24 protein-coding genes and 1 tRNA gene are annotated in these 20,763 nt (G+C 68.6%); 21 read left to right on the forward strand and 4 right to left on the reverse strand.

Going from position 1 to position 20,763, the window contains the following annotated elements:
* Positions 1 to 22 precede the first annotated feature (22 nt).
* The 11 genes from GB932_RS08920 to GB932_RS08970 all read left to right on the forward strand — a co-directional run bounded on the left by GB932_RS08920 (position 23) and on the right by GB932_RS08970 (position 9,915).
* A complete protein-coding gene (locus GB932_RS08920; protein WP_231916092.1) occupies positions 23 to 901 on the forward strand; it encodes a ParA family protein in 879 nt (292 codons plus the stop codon).
* A 4-nt stretch (positions 902 to 905) separates the two neighbouring features.
* Complete coding sequence (locus GB932_RS08925; RefSeq protein ID WP_156760348.1) at positions 906 to 1,724, forward strand: segregation and condensation protein A; 819 nt, start codon at positions 906 to 908, stop codon at positions 1,722 to 1,724.
* The gene (gene scpB, locus GB932_RS08930; RefSeq protein WP_156760349.1) at positions 1,714 to 2,292 is read left to right on the forward strand and encodes an SMC-Scp complex subunit ScpB; all 579 of its coding nucleotides are present in this window, start codon (positions 1,714 to 1,716) and stop codon (positions 2,290 to 2,292) included. Before GB932_RS08925 ends, scpB begins: the two co-directional genes overlap by 11 nt.
* A 187-nt stretch (positions 2,293 to 2,479) precedes the next feature.
* Positions 2,480 to 3,643 (forward strand): NAD(P)-dependent malic enzyme, encoded by a 1,164-nt coding sequence (locus GB932_RS08935; RefSeq protein ID WP_156760350.1) that lies wholly within the window; start codon positions 2,480 to 2,482, stop codon positions 3,641 to 3,643.
* 58 nt (positions 3,644 to 3,701) lie between these two features.
* Positions 3,702 to 4,493, forward strand: coding sequence for a pseudouridine synthase (locus tag GB932_RS08940; RefSeq protein ID WP_156760351.1), 792 nt, complete (start codon positions 3,702 to 3,704; stop codon positions 4,491 to 4,493).
* Between the two features lie 71 nt (positions 4,494 to 4,564).
* On the forward strand, positions 4,565 to 5,665 hold the full coding sequence (locus tag GB932_RS08945; RefSeq protein ID WP_156760378.1) for a prephenate dehydrogenase: 1,101 nt from the start codon (positions 4,565 to 4,567) through the stop codon (positions 5,663 to 5,665).
* Positions 5,658 to 6,344 (forward strand): (d)CMP kinase, encoded by a 687-nt coding sequence (cmk, locus tag GB932_RS08950; RefSeq protein ID WP_156760352.1) that lies wholly within the window; start codon positions 5,658 to 5,660, stop codon positions 6,342 to 6,344. Before GB932_RS08945 ends, cmk begins: the two co-directional genes overlap by 8 nt.
* Complete coding sequence (gene der / locus GB932_RS08955; protein WP_156760353.1) at positions 6,334 to 7,857, forward strand: ribosome biogenesis GTPase Der; 1,524 nt, start codon at positions 6,334 to 6,336, stop codon at positions 7,855 to 7,857. The genes cmk and der overlap by 11 nt, the downstream gene beginning before the upstream one ends.
* A 150-nt stretch (positions 7,858 to 8,007) precedes the next feature.
* Entirely contained in the window at positions 8,008 to 8,610 is a 603-nt protein-coding gene (locus GB932_RS08960; protein WP_197517407.1) for an SRPBCC family protein, read from the forward strand.
* The gene (locus GB932_RS08965) at positions 8,603 to 9,292 is read left to right on the forward strand and encodes a DUF4166 domain-containing protein (RefSeq protein WP_156760354.1); all 690 of its coding nucleotides are present in this window, start codon (positions 8,603 to 8,605) and stop codon (positions 9,290 to 9,292) included. Before GB932_RS08960 ends, GB932_RS08965 begins: the two co-directional genes overlap by 8 nt.
* Positions 9,289 to 9,915, forward strand: a complete 627-nt coding sequence (locus GB932_RS08970) for a DUF4166 domain-containing protein (RefSeq protein ID WP_197517408.1) — start codon at positions 9,289 to 9,291, stop codon at positions 9,913 to 9,915. Before GB932_RS08965 ends, GB932_RS08970 begins: the two co-directional genes overlap by 4 nt.
* Positions 9,916 to 9,942: 27 nt before the next feature.
* On the opposite strand, the gene GB932_RS08975 is transcribed toward GB932_RS08970, so the two are convergent.
* Positions 9,943 to 10,851, reverse strand: a complete 909-nt coding sequence (locus tag GB932_RS08975) for an NUDIX domain-containing protein (RefSeq protein ID WP_231916093.1) — start codon at positions 10,849 to 10,851, stop codon at positions 9,943 to 9,945.
* Positions 10,852 to 10,925: 74 nt separating this feature from the next.
* On the opposite strand from GB932_RS08975, the gene GB932_RS08980 reads away from it, so the two are divergent.
* From GB932_RS08980 to GB932_RS08990, 3 genes are read left to right on the forward strand one after another with little or no spacing between them, the layout of a single operon-like run.
* Positions 10,926 to 11,273 (forward strand): ArsR/SmtB family transcription factor, encoded by a 348-nt coding sequence (locus tag GB932_RS08980; protein WP_156760357.1) that lies wholly within the window; start codon positions 10,926 to 10,928, stop codon positions 11,271 to 11,273.
* Positions 11,270 to 11,776, forward strand: a complete 507-nt coding sequence (locus tag GB932_RS08985; RefSeq protein ID WP_156760358.1) for an SRPBCC family protein — start codon at positions 11,270 to 11,272, stop codon at positions 11,774 to 11,776. Before GB932_RS08980 ends, GB932_RS08985 begins: the two co-directional genes overlap by 4 nt.
* Complete coding sequence (locus tag GB932_RS08990; RefSeq protein ID WP_156760359.1) at positions 11,776 to 12,396, forward strand: dihydrofolate reductase family protein; 621 nt, start codon at positions 11,776 to 11,778, stop codon at positions 12,394 to 12,396. Before GB932_RS08985 ends, GB932_RS08990 begins: the two co-directional genes overlap by 1 nt.
* 28 nt (positions 12,397 to 12,424) lie before the next feature.
* On the opposite strand, the gene GB932_RS08995 is transcribed toward GB932_RS08990, so the two are convergent.
* Together GB932_RS08995 and GB932_RS09000 are read right to left on the reverse strand one after the other, a co-directional pair.
* The gene (locus GB932_RS08995; protein ID WP_156760360.1) at positions 12,425 to 12,811 is read right to left on the reverse strand and encodes an RNA-binding S4 domain-containing protein; all 387 of its coding nucleotides are present in this window, start codon (positions 12,809 to 12,811) and stop codon (positions 12,425 to 12,427) included.
* Positions 12,812 to 12,825: 14 nt separating this feature from the next.
* On the reverse strand, positions 12,826 to 13,404 hold the full coding sequence (locus GB932_RS09000) for a GNAT family N-acetyltransferase (protein WP_156760361.1): 579 nt from the start codon (positions 13,402 to 13,404) through the stop codon (positions 12,826 to 12,828).
* 60 nt (positions 13,405 to 13,464) lie between these two features.
* Here GB932_RS09000 and GB932_RS09005 point away from each other — a divergent pair, with 60 nt between their 5' ends.
* Together GB932_RS09005 and GB932_RS09010 are read left to right on the forward strand one after the other, a co-directional pair.
* Complete coding sequence (locus tag GB932_RS09005; RefSeq protein ID WP_156760362.1) at positions 13,465 to 13,878, forward strand: nitroreductase/quinone reductase family protein; 414 nt, start codon at positions 13,465 to 13,467, stop codon at positions 13,876 to 13,878.
* Between the two features lie 87 nt (positions 13,879 to 13,965).
* Positions 13,966 to 14,039 (forward strand) — tRNA-Pro (locus GB932_RS09010).
* Between the two features lie 129 nt (positions 14,040 to 14,168).
* On the opposite strand, the gene GB932_RS09015 is transcribed toward GB932_RS09010, so the two are convergent.
* Positions 14,169 to 15,137, reverse strand: coding sequence for a tyrosine-type recombinase/integrase (locus tag GB932_RS09015; protein ID WP_231916094.1), 969 nt, complete (start codon positions 15,135 to 15,137; stop codon positions 14,169 to 14,171).
* A 591-nt stretch (positions 15,138 to 15,728) separates the two neighbouring features.
* Here GB932_RS09015 and GB932_RS09020 point away from each other — a divergent pair.
* Genes GB932_RS09020 through GB932_RS20690 form a run of 5 tightly spaced genes read left to right on the forward strand, consistent with a single transcriptional unit; the run spans position 15,729 to position 20,674 of the window.
* A complete protein-coding gene (locus GB932_RS09020; RefSeq protein ID WP_156760364.1) occupies positions 15,729 to 15,974 on the forward strand; it encodes a BsuBI/PstI family type II restriction endonuclease in 246 nt (81 codons plus the stop codon).
* Complete coding sequence (locus GB932_RS09025; protein WP_156760365.1) at positions 15,971 to 17,857, forward strand: KAP family P-loop NTPase fold protein; 1,887 nt, start codon at positions 15,971 to 15,973, stop codon at positions 17,855 to 17,857. The genes GB932_RS09020 and GB932_RS09025 overlap by 4 nt, the downstream gene beginning before the upstream one ends.
* 2 nt (positions 17,858 to 17,859) lie before the next feature.
* Positions 17,860 to 18,615, forward strand: coding sequence for a hypothetical protein (locus GB932_RS09030; protein ID WP_156760366.1), 756 nt, complete (start codon positions 17,860 to 17,862; stop codon positions 18,613 to 18,615).
* Positions 18,615 to 19,910 carry a hypothetical protein gene (locus GB932_RS09035; protein ID WP_156760367.1) on the forward strand — a complete coding sequence of 432 codons (1,296 nt, stop codon included), beginning with the start codon at positions 18,615 to 18,617 and terminating at the stop codon, positions 19,908 to 19,910. Before GB932_RS09030 ends, GB932_RS09035 begins: the two co-directional genes overlap by 1 nt.
* On the forward strand, positions 19,907 to 20,674 hold the full coding sequence (locus GB932_RS20690; RefSeq protein WP_156760368.1) for a TatD family hydrolase: 768 nt from the start codon (positions 19,907 to 19,909) through the stop codon (positions 20,672 to 20,674). The genes GB932_RS09035 and GB932_RS20690 overlap by 4 nt, the downstream gene beginning before the upstream one ends.
* Positions 20,675 to 20,763 lie beyond the last annotated feature (89 nt).

The following is a 20,763-nucleotide window of genomic DNA, read 5'->3' on the forward strand; positions in this document are numbered from 1 at the left end:
GTTTCCGTCAGGAGGATCATCGGTGGCGAACACCCAGAACAAGCCGAAGAAGCGCGACGACGTCGTTCTCGGCCCCACGGGGCGCCCGTACAACGGCTTCCCGACGCCCGGCAGGCTCGACAGCCACGGCCCGGCGCGCATCATCGCGCTGTGCAACCAGAAGGGCGGCGTCGGCAAGACGACGACGAGCATCAACCTCGCGGCCTCACTCGCCGAGTACGGTCGCAAGGTGCTGGCGGTCGACTTCGACCCGCAGGGCGCGCTGTCGGCAGGCCTCGGGATCGCCACGCACGACGTGACGACGATCTACGACCTCATGCTCGACACGAAGCGCGACGCGCACGACGCGATCCTGCAGACGCACGTCGACGGCCTCGACCTGATCCCCGCCAACATCGACCTCTCGGCCGCCGAGGTGCACCTCGTCAACGAGGTCGCGCGCGAGATGATCCTCGCCCGCGTGCTGCGGAAGGTGCAGAACGAGTACGACGTCATCCTCATCGACTGCCAGCCCTCGCTCGGGCTGCTCACGGTGAACGCGCTGACCGCGGCGCACGGCGTGCTCATTCCGCTCGAGTGCGAGTTCTTCGCGCTGCGCGGCGTGGCCCTGCTCATCGAGACGATCGAGAAGGTGCAGGACCGCCTGAACCCCTCGCTCGAGCTCGATGGCCTGCTCGCGACGATGTACGACTCGCGCACGCTGCACTCGCGCGAGGTGCTCGAGCGCATCGTCGAGACGTTCGGCGACAAGGTGTTCGAGACCGTCATCGGCCGCACCGTGAAGTTCCCCGACGCGTCCGTCTCGGGCGTGCCGATCATCGAGTACGCGCCGCAGCACGACGCCGCCCAGGCGTACCTGCGTCTCGCCCGCGAACTGGTGCACCGCGGCGCCGTCGCCTGACGACATGTCGACCGACGAACGGGCGTCGGGGGAGATCGACGAGGGCGGCTTCCGCGTCTCGCTGTCGAACTTCGACGGCCCGTTCGACCTGCTGCTGAACCTCATCACGAAGCGCGAGCTCGACATCACCGAGGTGTCGCTGTCGGCCGTGACCGACGAGTTCATCGCGTACCTCGCCGATCTCGGCCCTGATGAGAACCTCGATGAGGCGAGCGAGTTCCTCGTCGTCGCCGCGACCCTCCTCGACATGAAGGTCGCGGGGCTGCTTCCCCAGGGCGAGCTCGTCGACGCCGAGGCCGTCGCGCTGCTCGAGGCGCGTGACCTCCTGTTCGCGCGGCTGCTGCAGTATCGGGCGTTCAAGGAGGTGTCGGTCTGGTTCGCGGACCGCATCACGCGAGAGGACGCGCGCCACACCCGAGACGTGCCGCTCGACGAGAGGTATCGCGCCCGCACGCCCGAGCTGCAGTGGACGGTGTCGCTCGACGACTTCGCCGCGATCGCGACGCTCGCCTTCGCGCCGCGCGAGATCCCCACCGTCGGCCTCGACCACCTGCATGCCCCGCAGGTATCGATCCGTGAGCAGGCGGCGATCGTCGTCTCCGCCCTCCGGACGAGCGGATCCGTCACCTTCCGCGAGCTCGCGGCCGGCGCGGACGGACCGGGCGTGATCGTGGCGCGCTTCATCTCGATCCTCGAGCTCTATCGGCATGCGGCCGTGTCGTTCGAGCAGCTCGAGCCGCTCGGGGAGCTCACCGTGCGCTGGGTGGCGGACACCTGGAGCGACGAGAACCTCGCGACACTGGGAGCCGACTATGACACCTGACGACCGCCGGATCGCCATGCGCCTCGAGGCCATGCTCATCGTCGCCGACGAGCCGATGAGCGTCGTGAACCTCGCGACCGCCGTGGGGACACCCGTGCCCGCCGTGCGCGTGGCGCTGCAGGCCCTGCGCGCCGACTACGACGGCGAGGCGGACGGCCCCCGCCGCGGCTTCGAGCTGCGTGAGGTCGGCGGGGGATGGCGCGTCTATGTCCGCGAGGAGCTCGACGGCGTCGTGACCGAGTTCGTCGGCAGCCAGGCACCCGCTCGCCTGTCGCAGGCGGCGCTCGAGACGCTCGCCGTCATCGCCTACAAGCAGCCCGTCACGCGCTCGCAGGTGGCGCAGATCCGCGCCGTCAACGTCGACTCGGTCGTGCGCACGCTCCTCGGGCGCGGCCTCATCACCGAGATGCACAGCGACCCCGAGACGGGCGCGATGCACTACGGCACGACGAGCCTGCTGCTGCAGAAGCTCGGCATCGACTCTGTCGACGAGCTGCCCCCCATCTCGCCGCTGCTGGACGACGGCGCCGACGGCTTCGAGGGGATCGACGGCGTCGACGCCCTCTGACGGCGTGTGCTAGCCTCCTGGGCAGTGAGGGAGGCCTCCACACCGTGAGGCGCCTCACCTGCGCTCGACGACAGGTCGAGTGCGCCGCGTCCCGGCCGATCCGGCCGACACGGGGAGTCGCGAAGACGCGACGCGATCGGTCCCCACCGCGACGCCTCACCGCCCGCAGCGCACACGAGGAACGACCATGCCGTCGACCGGCCTTGCCGCCACGCCCATCCAGCTCACCGACACCGAGATCTTCGACGCCCACGCAGGGGGCAAGCTCTCGGTTCAGCTCACCACCCCCATCGAGACGAAGCGCGATCTGTCGATCGCCTACACACCCGGCGTCGCGCAGGTCTGCCGCGCCATCGCCGAGGACCCGCACGTCGCGGCCGCGCACACCTGGACGAGCCGGCTCGTCGCCGTCGTCAGCGACGGCACGGCCGTGCTCGGCCTCGGCGACATCGGCGCGCGCGCCTCGCTGCCCGTGATGGAGGGGAAGTCCGCGCTGTTCAAGCGCTTCGGCGGGCTCGATTCGATTCCGCTCGTGCTCGAGACGACCGACGTCGACGAGATCGTGCAGACCCTCGTCGCCCTGCGCTCGAGCTTCGGCGCCGTCAATCTCGAGGACATCTCGGCGCCGCGGTGCTTCGAGGTCGAGCGCCGCGTGATCGAGGCGCTCGACATGCCCGTCATGCACGATGACCAGCACGGGACGGCCGTCGTCGTTCTCGCGGCCCTCACCAACGCCGCGCGCGTCGTCGCCCGCGAGATCGCGTCGATGCGGATCGTCATCTCGGGGGCGGGAGCCGCTGGGATCGCGGTCGCGGACATCCTGCTGCAGGCCGGCGTCGGCGACGTCGTCCTCCTCGACTCGCAGGGGATCCTCGTCCATGGGCGCGCCGGTCTCACCGCCATCAAGACGGAGTACGCCGCCCGCACGAATCCCCGCGGCCTGTCGGGTGACCTCGCCGTCGCCCTCGACGGCGCCGACGTGTTCATCGGCGTCTCATCGGGCACGGTTCCGGAAGACCTCATCGCGTCGATGAGCGACGACGCGATCGTCTTTGCGCTGTCGAACCCGGATCCCGAGGTGCACCCGGACGTCGCCGCGCGGCACGCGCGCGTCGTCGCGACGGGGCGCAGCGACTTCCCGAACCAGATCAACAACGTGCTCGCCTTCCCCGGCATCTTCCGCGGCGCACTCGACGCCGGCGCACGCCGGATCACGCCTGAGATGAAGCTCGCCGCCGCGCGAGCGATCGCCGAGGCCGTCGAGTCCGTCGCCGACGACATGATCGTGCCGAGCCCGCTGGACGAGCGCGTCGCGACCGCCGTCGCGCGCGCAGTCGCCGACGCCGTGTGAGGGGGCCCGCCCGCCGCGCGCGAGGCGACTCCCAGCCCGGATCCGCCATGATAGAGGGATGCCTGAGAACTCCGATCCCGCCGCCGAGGGCGTGCGCCTGCAGAAGGTGCTGGCGAACGCCGGCGTCGCGTCGCGGCGCGCGTCCGAGAACCTCATCGTCGCGGGGCGCGTGCGGGTGAACGGGACCGTCGTGACGGAGCTCGGCAGCCGGATCGATCCCGACGTCGACCTCGTCGACGTCGACGGACAGGCGGTGCAGCTCGACACGACGAAGCGCTACGTCCTGCTCAACAAGCCGACGGGCGTCGTCAGCACGATGAAGGACGACCAGGGGCGCCGCGACCTCCGCGAGTTCACGCGCGACTGGGACGAGCGCCTCTACAACGTGGGCCGGCTCGACACCGACACGTCGGGCCTGCTCGTGCTGACGAACGACGGCGAACTCGCGAACGTGCTCGCGCACCCGAAGTACGGCGTCACCAAGGTGTACATCGCGAAGGTGCGCGGGCGCGTCGCGGCGTCGGTCGTCGCGCAGCTCACGCGCGGCATCGAGCTCGACGACGGCCCGATCGCGGCCGACAAGGCCCGTGTGCTCGACTCGTCGGGCGAATCGAGCCTCGTCGAGCTCACGCTGCACTCGGGGCGCAATCGCATCGTCCGCCGCATGATGTCGGCCGTCGGGCATCCCGTCATCGAGCTCGTCCGCCGCCAGTTCGGCCCGCTCCACCTCGGCACGCTGCCCGTGGGGCGCGCCCGCGACCTGGATAAGGTGGAGCGCGGCGCGCTGCTGACCCTCTCGCGCCAGGCCGCCGAGGACGCGCCCGCGGGCGACGAGAAGGAGACGACGTGACGGGGCAGGCGCGCGCATCGGACTCGGCGGCTGCTGCGACCGACGCGTCGACCGCTCCCGGCACGGACGGGATCGTTCCCGGACGTCGCGCGCGCGTGACGGGATCCGTCCGCATCGTCGGGGCCGGCCTGCTCGGCTCGAGCATCGGTCACGCGCTCCGGCAGAACGGCGTCGACGTCGCGCTCTCCGACATCTCGCCGGCGCAGCTGCGTCTCGCGGTCGACTACGGCGCCGGCCGCGCCGCGGCGGACGGCGACGATCCCGATCTCGTGGTCGTCTGCACGCCGCCCGACGTCGTCGCCGACACGATCGAGGCCGAGCTGCGGCGCTTCCCGCGCGCCGTCGTCACCGATGTCGCGTCGGTGAAGCTCGAGCCGCTGCGCGCCCTGCGGGAGCGCGGCGTCGAGCTGGCGAACTACATCGGCTCCCACCCCATGGCGGGACGCGAGCGCGGGGGAGCGATCTCGGCGCGCGCCGACATCTTCGCCGGGCGCCCTTGGGTGATCTGCCGCGACGGCGAGACGCCGACGTCGGCGCTCGCGCTCGTGGAGGACCTGGCGCTGGATCTCGGCGCAGTGCCCGTCGAGATGACGCCCGACGAGCACGACCGCTCCGTCGCGCTCGTCTCGCACGTGCCGCAGGTGGTCGCGTCGCTCCTCGCGGCGCGCTTCGCGGAGGCTCCCGAGGAGTCGCTCGCCCTCGCGGGGCAGGGCGTGCGCGACACGACGCGCATCGCGGCGTCGGCGCCCGAGCTGTGGGTGCAGATCCTGGCGGCCAACGCGGATCCCGTCGTCGCCCAGCTCGACCTGCTCGCGGCCGACCTGCTGCGGGTCGCCGATGCGCTGCGCGCGCCCGACGAGCCGGGGGCGCGCCGCGCCACGGCCGACGCGATCCGCGCGGGCAATGTCGGGGTCGAGCGCCTGCCCGGCAAGCACGGCCAGCGGCGCACGTTCGAGTCGTTCATCGTCATGGTCGACGACACCGCGGGGCAGCTCGGCCGCCTCTTCGGCGACCTCGGCGACCTCGGCGTCAATGTGGAGGACTTCCGGCTGGAGCACTCTCCGGGTGCGCAGCTCGGACTCGCCGAGATCTCCGTGGATCCGGCGACATTGCAGGCGGCCGTCGACGGGATCACGTCGCGCGGCTGGCGGATTGCGGGGACGAGTGACTGAGACCTTCTTCGTCGGCATCGACGGGCCCGCGGGGTCCGGGAAGTCGAGCGTCTCGAAGCAGGCCGCGAGGCGGCTGGGCTTCGGCTACCTCGACACCGGGGCCGTGTACCGCGCGCTCGCGTGGCACGTGCGGCACCGCGGCGAGTCCACCGATGACCCGGAAGCCGTCGAAGCGGGCTTCGACACCTTCGACCCGCGGATCGGCCTCGACCCCGACGACCGCACCGTTCGGGTCGGCGGCGAGGACATCACCGACGCGATCCGCACGCCCGAGACGACCGCGGCCGTCGCGGGCGTCGCGAAGACCCTTCCCGTCCGGGAGCGGATCAACGCCCTGTTCCGGCGCATCGTGGCCGAGGCTCCGCAGCCGGGCGTCATCGTGGAGGGGCGCGACATCACGACCGTCGTCGCGCCCGACGCGCCCGTGCGGATCCTGCTGACCGCCCACCCCGATGTGCGGGCGGCACGGCGCAGCGCCGAGATGGGCGCGGACGACGTCGCGAAGGTCGCGGAGGCCATGCGCCGCCGCGACGCGAGCGACAGCACGGTCGTCGACTTCCTGAACGCCGCCGACGGCGTGATGGCGATCGACACGACCCACCTGGATTTCGACCAGTCCGTCGACGCCGTTCTCGCGGCGATCGACGAACGACGAGAGGATGGCCGCGATGGCCGCTGACTACGACGACTTCGAGCCGGACGACGACCTCGCCGGCCGTCTCGACGAGCTCGACGACGACCTGATCGAGGCGCGCGCGGAGACTCTGCGCCGCAGCCTCGCCGACTACGACCTCGACGAGGAGGATGCGGAGCTCCTCGCGGGGATCCGCGTCGACGACGACGGCAACGAGTTCCTGCCCGCGCTTCCTGTCGTGGCGATCGTGGGCCGGCCGAACGTGGGCAAGTCGGCGCTCGTGAACCGGATCCTCGGGCGCCGCGAGGCGGTCGTCGAGGACACTCCCGGCGTCACGCGCGACCGCGTCACCTACAAGGCCGAGTGGCTCGACCGCCGCTTCTCGCTCGTCGACACGGGCGGCTGGGAGCCCGACGCGAAGGGCATCGACAGGTCGGTCGCGGCGCAGAGCGAGGTCGCGATCGACCTCGCCGACGTGATCCTCTTCGTCGTCGACGCGAAGGTCGGCGCGACGTCGACCGACGAGCACGTCGTGCGCCTGCTGCGCAAGTCGGACAAGCCCGTCTTCCTCGTCGCGAACAAGATCGACGACGCCTCGCACGAGGTCGAGGCCGCCGCACTGTGGAACCTGGGCCTCGGCGAGCCGCACCCCGTGTCGGCCATCCACGGCCGCGGCGTCGCCGACTTCCTCGACGCCGTCATGGCGAAGACCCCGAAGATCTCCGCCGTCGCGAAGCACGAGATCGGCGGACCGCGCCGCGTCGCGATCCTCGGGCGCCCGAATGTGGGCAAATCGTCGCTGCTGAACAAGGCCGCAGGCGAGGAGCGCGTCGTCGTCAACGACCTCGCCGGCACGACGCGCGATCCCGTCGACGAGATCGTCGAGCTCGGCGGCAGGCTGTGGACGCTCGTCGACACGGCCGGCATCCGGCGCCGCGTGCACATGCAGCAGGGAGCAGACTTCTACGCGAGCCTGCGCACCTCGACGGCGCTCGAGAAGGCCGAGGTCGCCGTGGTCGTGCTCGACGTGACCGAGCCGATCAGCGAGCAGGACGTGCGGATCATCGACCTCGTGCTCGAGTCGGGCCGCGCCCTCGTGCTCGCATTCAACAAGTGGGACATGCTCGACACCCCCGAGATGGAGCACAAGGAGCGCCGCCGCTTCCTCGAGCGCGAGATCGAGCAGGACCTCGCGCACGTCGCGTGGGCGCCCCGCGTGAACATCTCGGCGAAGACGGGCCGCCGCCTCGACAAGCTCGTGCCGGCGCTCGAGACGGCTCTCGAGAACTGGGACCGCCGCATCCCGACGGGCAAGTTCAACGCGTTCCTCACGGAGCTCGTGGCCGAGCACCCGCACCCGCTGCGCGGCGGCAAGCAGCCGCGGATCCTCTTCGGCACGCAGGCGTCGACGCGCCCGCCGACCTTCGTGCTGTTCACGACCGGGTTCCTCGACCCCGGGTACCGGCGCTTCATCCAGCGCCGGCTGCGTGAGCTGTACCCGTTCGAGGGCACCCCCATCGTCGTGAACATGCGCGTGCGGGAGAAGCGGAAGCGGTAGGGGCAGCGGCTGAGGCCGCTCCGAGATGAGGCGGATGCGCCGAGGTGAGGCGGATTCAGCCCCCATTCGGGACTCTCGGTGATCCTGCCTCGTCTCGGGGAACCTCCTTGTGCGCTGAGCCGGGATCGCGCGGCGCGGTAGCGTGGCGGAGTGATCAGAGAGCGCCCGCCGCTGTACGTCGAGGCATCGATCCGCGCGCCGATCGAGCGTGTATGGGAGCTGACGCAGGATCCCGAGCTGCACGCCCGGTGGGACGCGCGCTTCAGCGCGATCGTGCCGACCGGCGAGCGCGCCGACGGGGCGCAGGAGTTCCGCTACGAGCTCGTGCTGCCGCTCCACACGATCCGCGGGACCGGCATCTCACTGGGGGAGAAGGAATCGGCGAGCGGTGCCCGCACGTCGGCGCTCCTGTTCGACACATCGGATCGCCTCTCGCCGGTCGGCGCCGGCCGCGGGTACTGGCGGTACGTGCCGCACGCGGGCGGCGTGCGGTTCATCACGGGGTATGACTATGCGCCGGGCTTCGGTCCGGCGGGCCGACTGCTCGACCGGCTCGTCGTCCGGCGGGCCATGTGGTGGCTGACGGCCTGGAGCTTCGATCGGCTGCGGATCTGGGCCGAAGACGGCATCCCGCCCGAGCGGGCGAGGTGGCGGGCGCGCGCCGGACGCTGCCTGTCGCGCCCGCCGCGGCGCACGCGGGACGTCATGGCGGATGCGCCGGAGTCGTTGGAGAGGATCGCGGCGTATGAGTGAGGCGGAACGCGGCGTCTTCGAGCGCGCCCTGGGGGAGGACTTCGCGCGCCTGCACCCGATGATGCGTCGCCGCTTCGGCGTCGGCGTCGCCGCGGGCTACGCGTGTATCGGGACGGGAACGATGCATGAGATCCGGCGCGGACCGTGGTGGGCCCGTCCGTTCCTCGCGATCGGATCCTCGCGCAACATCATGTTCCCCGAGGCGGGACGGGAAGTGCCCTTCCGCATCGACAACCACGCCTACGTCGACGACTTCGGGCGCGAGACGGTGACGTTCGTGCGCACGATGGCCGTGCGCCGGGGCCGTCGGCGCCGCTTCGACGCGACGATGATCTACAGCGAGCGGCGGGGTCGGGTCGTCGACTACCTCGGCACGCACCAGCACCTCGCAGTGGACCTCGAGCTGTCGGTGACGGACGGGGGCGGGCTGCGCCTCGCGTCGGGCGAGCAGCGTTTCTACGAGGGGCCCCTCGCGTTCCGCTTCCCGCTGCTGCTCAGCGGGCGCGCGCACCTCACCGAGCACTACGACGACGAGCGCGGATGCTTCGTCATCGACCTCGAGGTGCGCAACCGCCTGGTCGGCCTGCTGTTCGGGTATCGCGGCGAGTTCACGTGCGAGTTCCCGCCCGCGGGCGACCTGCCCATCGCGCTCAAGCCGTACCGCGAGGAGCGGCGGGAGTGACGTCGATCTTCCTCACGGCGCTCGGCGACGAGGCCGCCGTGCTCCGCCCCGAGGTCGCGCGCTACGCCGCCGGAACGGGCGGCGGGGATGTGATCGGCGAGGGGATCTTCGAGGTCGCCGGGTCGCGGCTCGGCCGGCTCGGCATGCTCCTGCGCCCGATCGTCGGGCCGCGGCTGCTCCTGACCGCGCGCGGGCGAGACGTGCCGTTCCGCGTCGTGAACCGGCCGCGGGCGGGCGAGATCCACGCGGAGCGCACACTCGACTTCGCGTCGGGGCCGCAGACGTTCGCCGACGTGCTGCGCCCCGGCGCCCCGGGCACCCTCGTGAACCTGCTGGGCGACGCGCGCCGCATCGAGTTGCGCCTGCGCTGCTCCGCGACGGGCGAGGGCCACCTGCGCCTGGTGTCGGATCGCTGCTGGCTGCGGCTCGGCCGGCTGCGGCTGCGCCTGCCGGGACCGATCGGGGTGCGCGTCGACGTCGAGGACGGCTTCGACGACGCGACCGGTCGGCAGACCGTGCGGGCGCGGGCATGGAACCCGATCCTCGGCACGGTGATCGAGTACCGCGGGTCATTCCTTTGGCGGGTGGAGCCGTTCCGAGAGAAGGCCGAATCGCCGAGGTGAGGCAGATTCTCCGCTCATTGCGGATCCTCAGTGATTGCGCCTTGTCTCGGCGCTCGCGTCCCCGAGCAGGTCGAGGATCCAGCCCGAGGAGCGGACGCTCGCGCCGACCTCCTCGAGGCGGCCCTGCAGCGCGCGGTCGCTCGTGACGGCGATCGGCGCGACCCCCGATCGCACCATGGCGTCGGCGCGCGCGACGAGCTCGTCGTCGCCGGATCCGGCCGCGCGGACGATGTGGACGGATCCGTCGGCGACCGCCCGCGCCTGCCCCTCGACGACCATTGTGACGGCGGGGAACCATCGGTCCATGGGGCGCCCGATCGCGCCTGCCGTGAGGCCTTCCACAGCCAGCCCCGCGAGGCGGTCGCGCAGGCGCGTGGCGGCGCCGACGCGATCCTTCCACCAGCCGTCGGGCACGGATCCGACGACATTCGCCGCGTCGATCAGGAGCGCGGGGCGGTCGGGGAGCGAGGCGCGGATCCCCGGCCACGCGGCCCCGAACCCGGGGTGCAGCTCGAACGAATCGACCTCGCCGACGGGGACCCACGCGAGCTCGAGCGACTCGGGATCGCTGATGACGGGCTCGAACGGATCCGCGACGTCGGCGACGAGGGTCGTGTAGTGCCAGACGCCGGCGTCGAAGACGTGGGTGAAGCGCGGGGCGACGGATCCGTCCGGCACGCCGGCCTCCTCCTGCGCCTCGCGGAGGGCCCCGGCGATCGCCGTCTCGTCGTCATGGAGGGCGCCGCCCGGGAGCCCCCACGTGCCGCCGAAGTGGCTCCAGCCGACGCGGTGCTGCAGCAGCACCCCGCGGGTCGCGTCGAGCGCGAGGAGCCCGGCGGCGCCGAATCGGCCCCAGTACTTCGCGCCGTTCGGCGCCTCGACCCACGCGTCCCCCGGGTTGCGCGGTCCGCGCTGCGGGGGAGGAGTGCTCGTCACGCCTCCCAACCTATTGCACCCGCGGGGCGGTCCGACGCTTGTACAATTACCCATATGGGTATATGTTCGCAGGCATGGCACGAGCTGCGACGACATCCGACGTCTACAACGCGATCGCCGAGCCTCGGCGGCGCGAGATCCTCACGCTCCTGCGTGCGGGTGAACGCCCGGTCGCGGAGCTCTCGGAGGCGTTGGGGATGCCGCAGCCCGGCGCCTCCAAGCATCTGCGGGTCCTGAGGGAGGTCGGGCTCGTGCACGACCGCAGAGAGGGCAAGCAGCGCGTCTATCGCCTCGACGCCCACGGGCTGCGCGCGATCCACGAGTGGGTCGGCGGTTTCGAGCAGTTCTGGGACGAGAGCTTCGACCGGCTGGAGACATACGCGCGGCGACTCGCGCGGGAGAACGAGGAGGAGACGCGATGACGTCGAGGGAACGAGCAGGAGAGACGCGGAGCGCCGCATCCGAGCGGGAGATCGTGGTGTCGCGGAGGATCGACGCCCCGCGCGAGGCGGTGTTCCAGGCGTTCACGGAGGTGCGGCACCTGTCGCAGTGGTGGGGACCGGACGGGTTCTCCACGACGACGCGGTCGTTCGAGTTCCGCGTCGACGGGGTGTGGGAGTTCTCGATGCGCGGCCCGGACGGGACGGTCTACCCGGAGTGGATCATGTGGACCGAGCTGACGCCGCCGGAGCGGATCGTCCTGACGCACGGCGAGCACCGCGACGACCCCGACGCCTTCGAGTCGATCCTGACCTTCGAACCCGACGGGGACGCGACGCGCCTCGAGATGCGCACGGTCTTCCGGACGACGGCGCAGCGGGACGAGGCCGCCGAGAAGTTCGGCGCGATCGAGGGCGGCAGGCAGACCCTCGGCAGCCTCGCCGCGTATGTGGACGGCTTCGTGCGACAGGAGGCGGGGGCCTGATGGCCGGCACGGTGTTCTTCCATGTGTCGATGTCGCTCGACGGGTACATCGCGCCGGAGTCGCCCGATGAGCTGATGGGGCGGAAGTGGATGGCGCTGCAGGCGTGGCTGTTCCCGCTGCGGTTCATGAGGGAGAACCTGGGGCTCGGCGGGGGCGGCGAGGAGGGGCCGGACGACGACCTCGCCCGGGCGACGTTCGAGCGGACGGGCGCCAGCGTGATGGGCAAGCGGATGTTCGACGCGGGCGAGCACGCGTGGCCGGAGGATGCGCCGTTCCACACGCCCGTCTACGTCGTCACCCACGAGGAGCGCGAGCCGTGGGAGCGGCTCGGCGGGACCACGTTCCATTTCGTGCGGGACGGCGTCGAGGCCGCGGTCGACCTGGCTCGTGACGCGGCCGGAGACAGGGACGTCCGCGTCTCGGGCGGCGGCGAGACGATCGTGCAGTGCGTGAACGCCGGTCTGGTCGACGAGTTCACGGTGTCGCTCTCGCCGGTGCTGTTCGGATCCGGTGTCCGCCTGTTCGAGGGCGTGGACGCGGAGCGCGTGACGCTCGAGCAGACCTCCGTCGAGCGCTCGCCGCGGGCGACTCACCTGAGCTACCGCGTGCGGCGGGCGTGAGCTCGGGCGGGATCGCGCGGCGCGTCGCTCAGCGCTCCTGCGGATCCCGCCCCTGCAGTCGGTCGATCGCGCGGCGCTCGCGCTTCGTGGGGCGGCCGGATCCGCGATCGCGGGTGACGATCGGGGCGAAGAACTCGCGGGGCGGCGGTGGGGGCGTGCGGTCCTCGAACGCCTCCGCCGCGAGGGGCGCGCCGACGCGCTTGAGCAGCAGCTTCCGCACTCCGAGGATCCGATCGAAGCCCTGGATGCGCGCCCGGACCTCGTCGCCGATCTTGACAGAGTACGACGCCTTGACGGGATCCCCGTTGACCCGCACGTGCCCGCCGCGGATCGCGGTGGTCGCGGCCGATCGGGTCTTGTAGACGCGCACGGCCCACAGCCACACGTCGACGCGCACGGATGCCGGTTCGGTCATCCGTCCATTCTTCCTCAGAGCGCGAGCTGCACGACCTGCTTCGTCGATCCGAGGGGCGCGACGGCCTCGAAACCGGCGCGGGTGAAGGTCGAGAGGCTGCCGACGAAGAGGTCGTTCGAGGAGACCTTGCGCGTGGCGGGATCGCGGGGATAGGCCTCGATCACGCGGGCGCCGTTCTCGCGGGCGTAGGCGATGGCGGCCTCGAGGAGCGTCGACATGATCCCTTCGCCGCGGTGTGCGCGGGGGATCGAGAAGCAGGTGAGGGCCCACACGGATCCGTCGTCGAGGGGATGCGCGCTGGCCTCGGGGAGGCCGCGCGTGTGGGCGAGGCGCTTCTGGACGGGGCGGGGGCCGATGCGCACCCATCCGGCGGGCTCGTCGTCGACGTGCAGGATGAGGCCGGGCGCGGGGATCGTGCCGATCTCGTGGCGGAAGGCCTCGCGGAGCTCGTCGGGCGGCGTGCGTGAGAAGTCGGCGTTTCGCATCATGGGCCACATGCACTGGCAGGAGGGGCCGTCGCCGCCTCCCTCGAAGACCTGCTGCACGTCGTCCCAGTGGTCCGGGGTGATCGGGGTCGTGGTGATCGTCGGCATGCGCCCAGCGTAGGAAGCGCGGCCCTCGCGCACCAGGGCAATCGCTGGCACGATGGGGGCATGGCCGACTGGAACCAGCAGATCATCGACGAGTTCCGTGCGAACGACGGCACGGTCGAGACCATGGGGTTCGGCAGGAGCCTCGTCCTGCTGCACCACATCGGTGCGCGGTCCGGGCAGGATCGCGTCGCGCCCGTCGCGTCGCTGAAGGAGGGCGACGACGTGTGGCTCATCGCGGCATCGAAGGGCGGCGCCCCGGAGCATCCGGCGTGGTTCCACAACCTCGTCGCGCACCCGGAGGCGACGATCGAGGATCCCGATGAGGGCGCGGTGGGCGTGCGGGCGGAGGTGCTCGAGGGAGAGGGACGCGACCGCGCGTGGCGCCGATTCGAAGGGTGGAGCGAGGGCTTCGCGAGCTACCAGCGGAAGACGGATCGCGTCATCCCGGTGGTGGCGTTGCGCCGCGTGGGCTGACGCGCCCGGCGGCGCGCGCGATTCGCACCGCCGTCAGGGGTCGGGTAGACTTCTTGAGTTGCCCGCGTGGCGACGCCAACTGAACAACGGGCTGTGGCGCAGCTTGGTAGCGCACTTGACTGGGGGTCAAGGGGTCGCAGGTTCAAATCCTGTCAGCCCGACCGAAGAGAAAATACCTGATCAAAAGGTATTTTTAAGAGGTCGTGAGATCGGTGTCCGTGCCGGTCTTGTACCCAAAACTGTACCCGTTGAACCCCTTGACTCGACATGGTCAAGGGGTTCAGGCGTCTCTAGTTGCTCATCGCGGCCTCCCGAAGGTGCTCGTTCACTCGTGCTGCAGCGTTCTGCAACGCTGTGTTGTCAGTGTGAAGGTACGCACGCGTCGTCTCGACCGATGCATGTCCGAGGATGTCGCTCACAACGTGGATCGGGATGCCGATGTTTGCGAACCAGGTTGCACCCGCATGGCGGAGGCCGTGACGGCGCAGCCCTGGCAACCCCAGTGACGCAACCAGCTCGTCCCAGCCGGTTGCGTCACGCAATGCTGCCGTGGTGATGACACCGCCACGCGGCCCGCGCAATAGTGGCAGGTTGCGCGACCGTCGCGTTGTGAGCCTGCGCAGCACGGGCTCGAGCGGTTCGATGATCGGTACGCGGCGGGCGCGACGACGTTTCGGGGGTTTGATGCTCAGGCCCCCGGCGCCGGGGAAACACTGCCGTTCGATCGAGACCATCTTGTTCTCCCAATCGACATCGCCGACGATGAGCCCGCCCACTTCCGAACTGCGCGCGGCGAGAAACGCGCTGAGCATGACGTGGTCGCCATAGCTTGGGTGGATCTCAGCGCAGGCCGTAGCGACCCGCGTGACATCATCGAGCGCAGGAATCGGCTTTGATTGCAGAAGCTCAGTGTTCGGGCGATAGCGCCTGTCGGCGCGGTCGCGCACAGGATTGCGAGCGATGAGTTCATCGCGCACCGCTTCGTCGAGTACCCGCATCAGTGCGGCGATCGTGTTCTTCAGCGTGGAGCGGGAGTGCGTCGCCTCCCAGCTGTCGATCGCTCGGTCGACAAGGCCCGTCGTGATGTCACGAAGGCGGGTGTGGCCGAGCGTGGGGAGAACCCTGAGCCGGAGTCCGGCACGGTATCCGGCTGCCGTCGATGTCGGATCGACGCCGCGAAGGAACCGGTCGCCGATCGAACACGCATAGTCGCTCAGGGTGATGAACGGATCAATGTCTCGGTTCGAGCTTGTGCGCATGAGCTCGAAGAACTCCTGGGCGGCGACGTCATCATCTACCGTGACAGAGCGACTTCTGCGCTGTCGCGAGGACGGATCGGTCCAACGGACCCGAGCGCGGATCCGGGAACCGCGGCGGAGGGTGTCGAGGTGGAGGGGCACTCGGTGCGGTGGCAAAGCAGGATGATGAACAGTCATCCGATTGAGGATCTCCCCACATCCCTGCGAACTCAATGCTCCCGCGGAGACGCGATCGGATAGGCGTATCGCACGCTCACCCGATCGCCCTGATGACTGGGGGTCACCCGCGAGCACTACATCCGCCGCATCGAGACCGTGAACCCCGCCACCGCCGGCTTCCTCGAGCAGGCGTTCGGGAGAGCGGGCTGATCGGCCAGCAGTCGGTGCGGCTGCCTACAGTAGCGAGAAGCTATCTGCCATCGCGAATGAACTGATCTACCGCCTGCGTGACTTCTCAACCTCCGAGCGACGCATATCAGCCGGCACTGACACCCGCGAGAGGAGGACGTCAGAGGCGAGCAGATCTCGCCACTTCTCGAGGTGGGCGGCGCGGCCACCTCCGTTGTCGGAGGCCGTCGGTACGCTCTAAGCATGAGCCTGATTGACCGCGCCGAAGCGCGACGCAAGTCCGCGCTCGCGGCAGTTGGCCCATCGGATCAGGCTGGCTCGAGCGCCGGCCTCGTCGACGTCTCCTGCTTCCCTGATCGGGCTGTTATGCGGATGTTCCTGGCCGACCTGGCCTGGGAACCCGAGGCATGGCGCGCCTCTAATCCGGCTCACATGATCCATCTCAATGGGGACAAGTTCCTCTGCCTGCGCGCCGGTGAGGCGTCGTGAGAGCCGATACCTATCCGCTCTTCCTCGATGAGCCGACCGACGTCGACCTGTTGTCATTCGACGCTGTCGCCAGCACGGTCGTGGATGCCTTGCTCGACCCTCGTCTCGATCCCATCGCGCTCGGGCTCTCGGGCTCCTGGGGGAGCGGTAAGACTTCAGTGCTGCGCATCATCGCAAGACAGCTGAAACCGAAACAGGGCGAGCTGGTGTCCCGTCTCGTCATCGAGACTGACCCATGGCGATACGACCCTCAGCTCGGAATCAAAGAGTCGCTGATCGGCGAGATCCTCTCCGCCATCGAGGAGGCTCTTCCCGAAGAGGGTGTCGGAGCGCAGTCGAAGGCTCTCGTCAAGCGCCTCTTGAAGCGGATCGACTGGACCAAAGCAATGAAGCTCGCTGCCCAGTCTGCGGTAACAGTGACCCTGCCCTCACTCGATAGCGTGCTGAGCCTCGTCAAGCCGAAGGAAGGCGGAGACGAGAACAGCCCAGAGCCGATCACGGACATGGTGCAGTTCCGTGCTGAGTTCCGCGCTCTCCTTGAGTCGGAGGGTATGGAGACGATCAAGAACGTCGTCGTACTTGTCGACGACCTGGACCGCTGCCTTCCCGAGACCGTCGTCGAGACGCTTGAGACCATCAGGCTCTTCCTGTCGGTGCCGAAGATGTCTTTTGTCATCGCCGCTGACGAAGAGCGCGTTGCAGATGCGATCGCCACTCGCTATCCAGCTGCACTTGAGACAAAGCCCGGCGAAGAGACACCGGCGCAGCTCTATCTACACAAGATCGTTCAGACCTCGGTGCCCGTGCCCGCTCTTTCGGACTTCGACACCGAGGCCTATCTCGTCCTCCTTCAGATCCGCGCGCTGGTCGAACCAGCGGAATACGCGCAGATCGTGAGCGATGTCTCCGTCGCGCGGCGTGATGCAATCGCGCTGGAAACGGTCGCCTCGCTTCAGAAGGACGAGTTCCTCGAGCAGCGCAACAACGCGGCTCGGATCCGCCCGATCGTCCATGAGAAGACAAAGGGCAACCCCCGACGCATCAAGCGGTTCCTGAACGATCTGTCGGTTCGCTTGAGCATTGCGGCTCGGCGTGGGATCACACTGGATGCGGCCACGATTGCGAAGCTCATGGTGCTCGAGCAGTACTTCCCTGATGAGTTCAAGGAAGTCACCGGCTGGCTGCGCGAGCAGACGCTCCGCCAGAATCTTGGCGCACTGGAAGCGCAAGCCGGGACACCTCAGGCTGACGACGAAGCAGAACAACAGTTGGAACAGGCCGGCGCCACCGAGACGGAAGGCACCGACGACACTGAAGCGAACCTGGAGACCCCTGCGGAAGCTGGAGCGACCAGCGGTGCTCCGAAACCTCGGTTTGGCGACGGGCTGATCCGCTGGGCGCGTCTTTCTCCGCCGCTCGCTAAGAAGGACATCGCGCCGTATCTCGTCTTCGCGGCAAGCTTTAAGAGCGTCTTCCTGGCTTCCGAAGGACTGCCGGAATCGATCCGGGACATCGCCACGCAGATCCTGTCGCGTTCGGTCGGTGAAGCCCGGCGCGTGACCGAAGATATGCTTCGCAACTTGCAGAGCAGCGAAGCAGACAAGCTAATCCACCATATTGGTGGCGTGATCGCTGATGAGCCGCAGAAGCAGTCGGCCGGCATCGTCGCGATACTTCGGATTGTTCGTGTTCAGCCATCGTCTGTTGCGACGGCCGTCTCGGCGCTGAAGCGGTTGCGGCCTGCGGATCTCAAGGTAGGCGGTTTCGTCCAGCTTCGCGCAGACGACCCTGAGCCGATTGTCGAGCAGATGACGCAGATGGCGAACGCCAGCGGACGTAAGCAACTCATCGAAGCTGTTGCTGCTGCCAAGGAGGGCATCTAGTCATGGGGACAAGCTCGTCGTATAAGGGGTCGACGGGCAAGGTCGGTCGTGCCCTCCGCGATGGCGTCGACCAGTGGACGGACGGTCAGTCGGACGGCCAGAAAACTCGCATTCCTGAGGGTGTCGTCGCTCAGGCGCTGAAGATCCCCGTGTTCTCGCGCCGCTCATCAGGTGGCGGTGGCGGTGGGGCCGGCGGTGGCGGCGGGGGCACCGGCCGCAAGCAGAGCGCCCCGCGTCGTGACGCGCGCGCGTACGCCGCGACCGCGAGCCGTGCTGCCAATCTCGCCCGCGCATTCCGCGAAGGTGATCGCGAGGCCCTCGCGAAGGCCGGTCTCGACTTTGATTCGCTATCCACCCTGCCTACCCGAGCCGAGATGGTTCGAGCCATTCTCGACGTCGTCTGCGAGGCGCAGACTTCCAGCGACATCCCCGCCGAAGAGCAGCGAGACATCGCACATCACCTTCTCGAGTGGATGCTCGACACGGATGTGAACCCATCGACTCCGGACGCCGCAGCCACCGCTGAACACGCTATCGGCGTGATGATCGCCGAGATCTTCATCTCCGAATCAGACGAGTTCACCTCGACCAGCTCGGTGTCGCGCGAGGACTTCATCGATGAGGTCTACGACGCGAGCTATCAGTTGGCCGCACGCGCCAATCTCTCTGAGGTGGGTGCAAGTCCGGATGCTATCGACTCGGCTATCGAGCGTGGGCTTCGTAGTCTCCGCCGCATCTTCAAAGACGGAGCCGAGTAATGGTGTTCTCCTATGAACTGACTGTCACGCCCGTCCCATCCACGCCGACCTCCAACGCGGATCGAACCTTCTATTGGCATGACGCCCATTCCCACCAGTACTTCCGAGCCAACTACGGGCCGCTGCTCGGAGGTCTCGGCGCAGTCATGGACCGCAACATCGATCTGGTCCGCATTGCCATAGCCGTGCTCGCAGCAGACCGCTCGTCGCTGCGCTCGGGGCGACTGTCTAACTGGAATCAGCGGGACATCTCCGTTGCGGTAGACGTGCTGGCGGCAAGCCCGTGGCAGGCCGTTCAGCCTGAGCTTGAGAAGCTCCTCGGCTTCCTCACCGGAGATATCTGGCGGTTCACGTTTCAGGAGAACGCCGGAGCCCCGGAACAGATCGCAACCGTCGGTCTGGGCGCAACGCGCGTCGTGCTCCTGAGCGGCGGCGCGGATTCAGCGACCGGTGCCTTGCTATCCGCTGTCGACCTCGCCTCGCGCGGTGAGCAACAGATCCTCGTCTCGCACTGGGCGTCTCCGAACCTGTCTCCGATCCAGACACGAGTCGCGGATGCGATTGAGAAGATCGCGCTCGGAACGACGGCCGATCATGTGAAGGTGTTGCTGGCGCGTGGCCGGCACTCTCCGACTGGCAAGGCCTATGGCAAGGAGAACTCAACGCGGTCGCGTTCGTTCCTCTTCATTGCTTTGGGGCTCGCAGTGGCATCTGTCCATAAGGTGCCGCTCTGGCTGCCCGAAAACGGTTACGCATCGATCAATCCGCCCCTCTCTCGAAGTCGTCGGGGGAGCCTTTCGACGAAGACGACGCATCCCAAGTTCCTCGGTGACCTGATCTCTCTGCTCTCATCAGTCGGGGCGCACCACGACCTGGTCAATCCGCACGCCGATGAGACTAAGGGAGAGATGTTCCAGCGTGTGCGGCAGCTGCTTGGAAACGAGCGGGCCAGCGCGTTCCTCAGTGACACGTCGTCGTGCTCGCATACGGGCGCGAAGTCATACGGAATCTCAGCCAAGATCGCATGCGGCGTGTGCTTCGGGTGTGTGCTGCGACGGGCCTCGTTTGAGGCGGCTGTGTTGGACGACAGCACGCCCTACCTTGTCCCGAAGGGCGACAAGCAACTGGCTTGGGTGAAAGAAAAGTCCGTGGTGCCAGCCATGCGCGATTTCCTCAGCGAGTCATTTAGAGAGTCAGATCTTGCGAAACTCCAACTGCCATCGAGCATCGCTCTAGACGACGCCCTCGAGTTGTGCCGACGAGGACGCGAGGAGCTGCGGGGACTCAATCTATGAGGGTTCCCCCACCGCTCGATACTCATGCGCACGTCGACGCGGCTATCGACGGCTCTGAGCTGCGAAAGCTCGGGGCCTTCATCTTTGCGATGACTCGGTCGCTCGACGAGTTCGAAGTAGTGCGACCCCGCTCTGACCTTCGGACGCTCTGGGGCGTCGGAGTTCATCCGGGACTCGTCCGAGCGCAGAAAGCATTCACTCCCGAGCGTTTCCGACAGCAAATCCAGGACACGCCACTCGTGGGTGAAGTCGGCCTGGAGGGCTCAAGCCGTGTGCCGATCGAGCAGCAGACGGCAACGTTCCGGCACGTTCTGGAGGAGCTCCAGCGGCACCCGCGGATAGTGAGTGTGCACAGTTCCGGCGCGCACCTTCGCGTGCTGCGAGAGCTGCATCGCACTCCGGTTGATGGTGTCATCCTGCACTGGTGGACCGGCGGAGCCGAGATGACCGAAGAGGCTGTGCGGCTCGGGTGCTACTTCTCTCTGCCGCCAGCGATGATGACGTCCGAGGAGACGCTTCGCGCAGTCCCACCGCATCGACTCCTCACAGAAACTGATCACCCGTATGGCGATCGGCATAAGCGAGGGGCCAAACCCGGTCGTGTTAGCGAGGTCGAACAGCGTCTTGCTGACCTCCGCGGCATCGAATCACGCACGCAGCGGATCGAAGTGTGGGCCAACTTCGCCAAGCTTGTGGACACGGCCGGGGTCGGACCAGCCCTGCCCCCTGAGTGGCAAACGACGCTTCGTGGAGGTAACCGGTAGTGAGCGGCAGTCAGGCAGGCGTCAAGATTCTGCACCGCGCTCGCGCCTTCGGCCCGATCGAAGAGCGCCCACGGCCACTTATTGGTGCC

It is taken from the genome of Microbacterium karelineae (assembly GCF_009745985.1).
GTDB lineage: Bacteria > Actinomycetota > Actinomycetes > Actinomycetales > Microbacteriaceae > Microbacterium > Microbacterium karelineae.

Coding starts and splice junctions, on each gene's coding strand:
- GB932_RS08925 (WP_156760348.1), top strand. CDS start 906: ATGTCGACCGACGAACGGGCGTCGGGGGAGATCGACGAGGGCGGCTTC.
- scpB (WP_156760349.1), top strand. CDS start 1,714: ATGACACCTGACGACCGCCGGATCGCCATGCGCCTCGAGGCCATGCTC.
- GB932_RS08935 (WP_156760350.1), top strand. CDS start 2,480: ATGCCGTCGACCGGCCTTGCCGCCACGCCCATCCAGCTCACCGACACC.
- GB932_RS08940 (WP_156760351.1), top strand. CDS start 3,702: ATGCCTGAGAACTCCGATCCCGCCGCCGAGGGCGTGCGCCTGCAGAAG.
- der (WP_156760353.1), top strand. CDS start 6,334: ATGGCCGCTGACTACGACGACTTCGAGCCGGACGACGACCTCGCCGGC.
- GB932_RS08965 (WP_156760354.1), top strand. CDS start 8,603: ATGAGTGAGGCGGAACGCGGCGTCTTCGAGCGCGCCCTGGGGGAGGAC.
- GB932_RS08980 (WP_156760357.1), top strand. CDS start 10,926: ATGGCACGAGCTGCGACGACATCCGACGTCTACAACGCGATCGCCGAG.
- GB932_RS08985 (WP_156760358.1), top strand. CDS start 11,270: ATGACGTCGAGGGAACGAGCAGGAGAGACGCGGAGCGCCGCATCCGAG.
- GB932_RS08990 (WP_156760359.1), top strand. CDS start 11,776: ATGGCCGGCACGGTGTTCTTCCATGTGTCGATGTCGCTCGACGGGTAC.
- GB932_RS08995 (WP_156760360.1), bottom strand. CDS start 12,811: ATGACCGAACCGGCATCCGTGCGCGTCGACGTGTGGCTGTGGGCCGTG.
- GB932_RS09000 (WP_156760361.1), bottom strand. CDS start 13,404: ATGCCGACGATCACCACGACCCCGATCACCCCGGACCACTGGGACGAC.
- GB932_RS09005 (WP_156760362.1), top strand. CDS start 13,465: ATGGCCGACTGGAACCAGCAGATCATCGACGAGTTCCGTGCGAACGAC.
- GB932_RS09015 (WP_231916094.1), bottom strand. CDS start 15,137: ATGCGCACAAGCTCGAACCGAGACATTGATCCGTTCATCACCCTGAGC.
- GB932_RS09020 (WP_156760364.1), top strand. CDS start 15,729: ATGAGCCTGATTGACCGCGCCGAAGCGCGACGCAAGTCCGCGCTCGCG.
- GB932_RS09030 (WP_156760366.1), top strand. CDS start 17,860: ATGGGGACAAGCTCGTCGTATAAGGGGTCGACGGGCAAGGTCGGTCGT.
- GB932_RS09035 (WP_156760367.1), top strand. CDS start 18,615: ATGGTGTTCTCCTATGAACTGACTGTCACGCCCGTCCCATCCACGCCG.
- GB932_RS20690 (WP_156760368.1), top strand. CDS start 19,907: ATGAGGGTTCCCCCACCGCTCGATACTCATGCGCACGTCGACGCGGCT.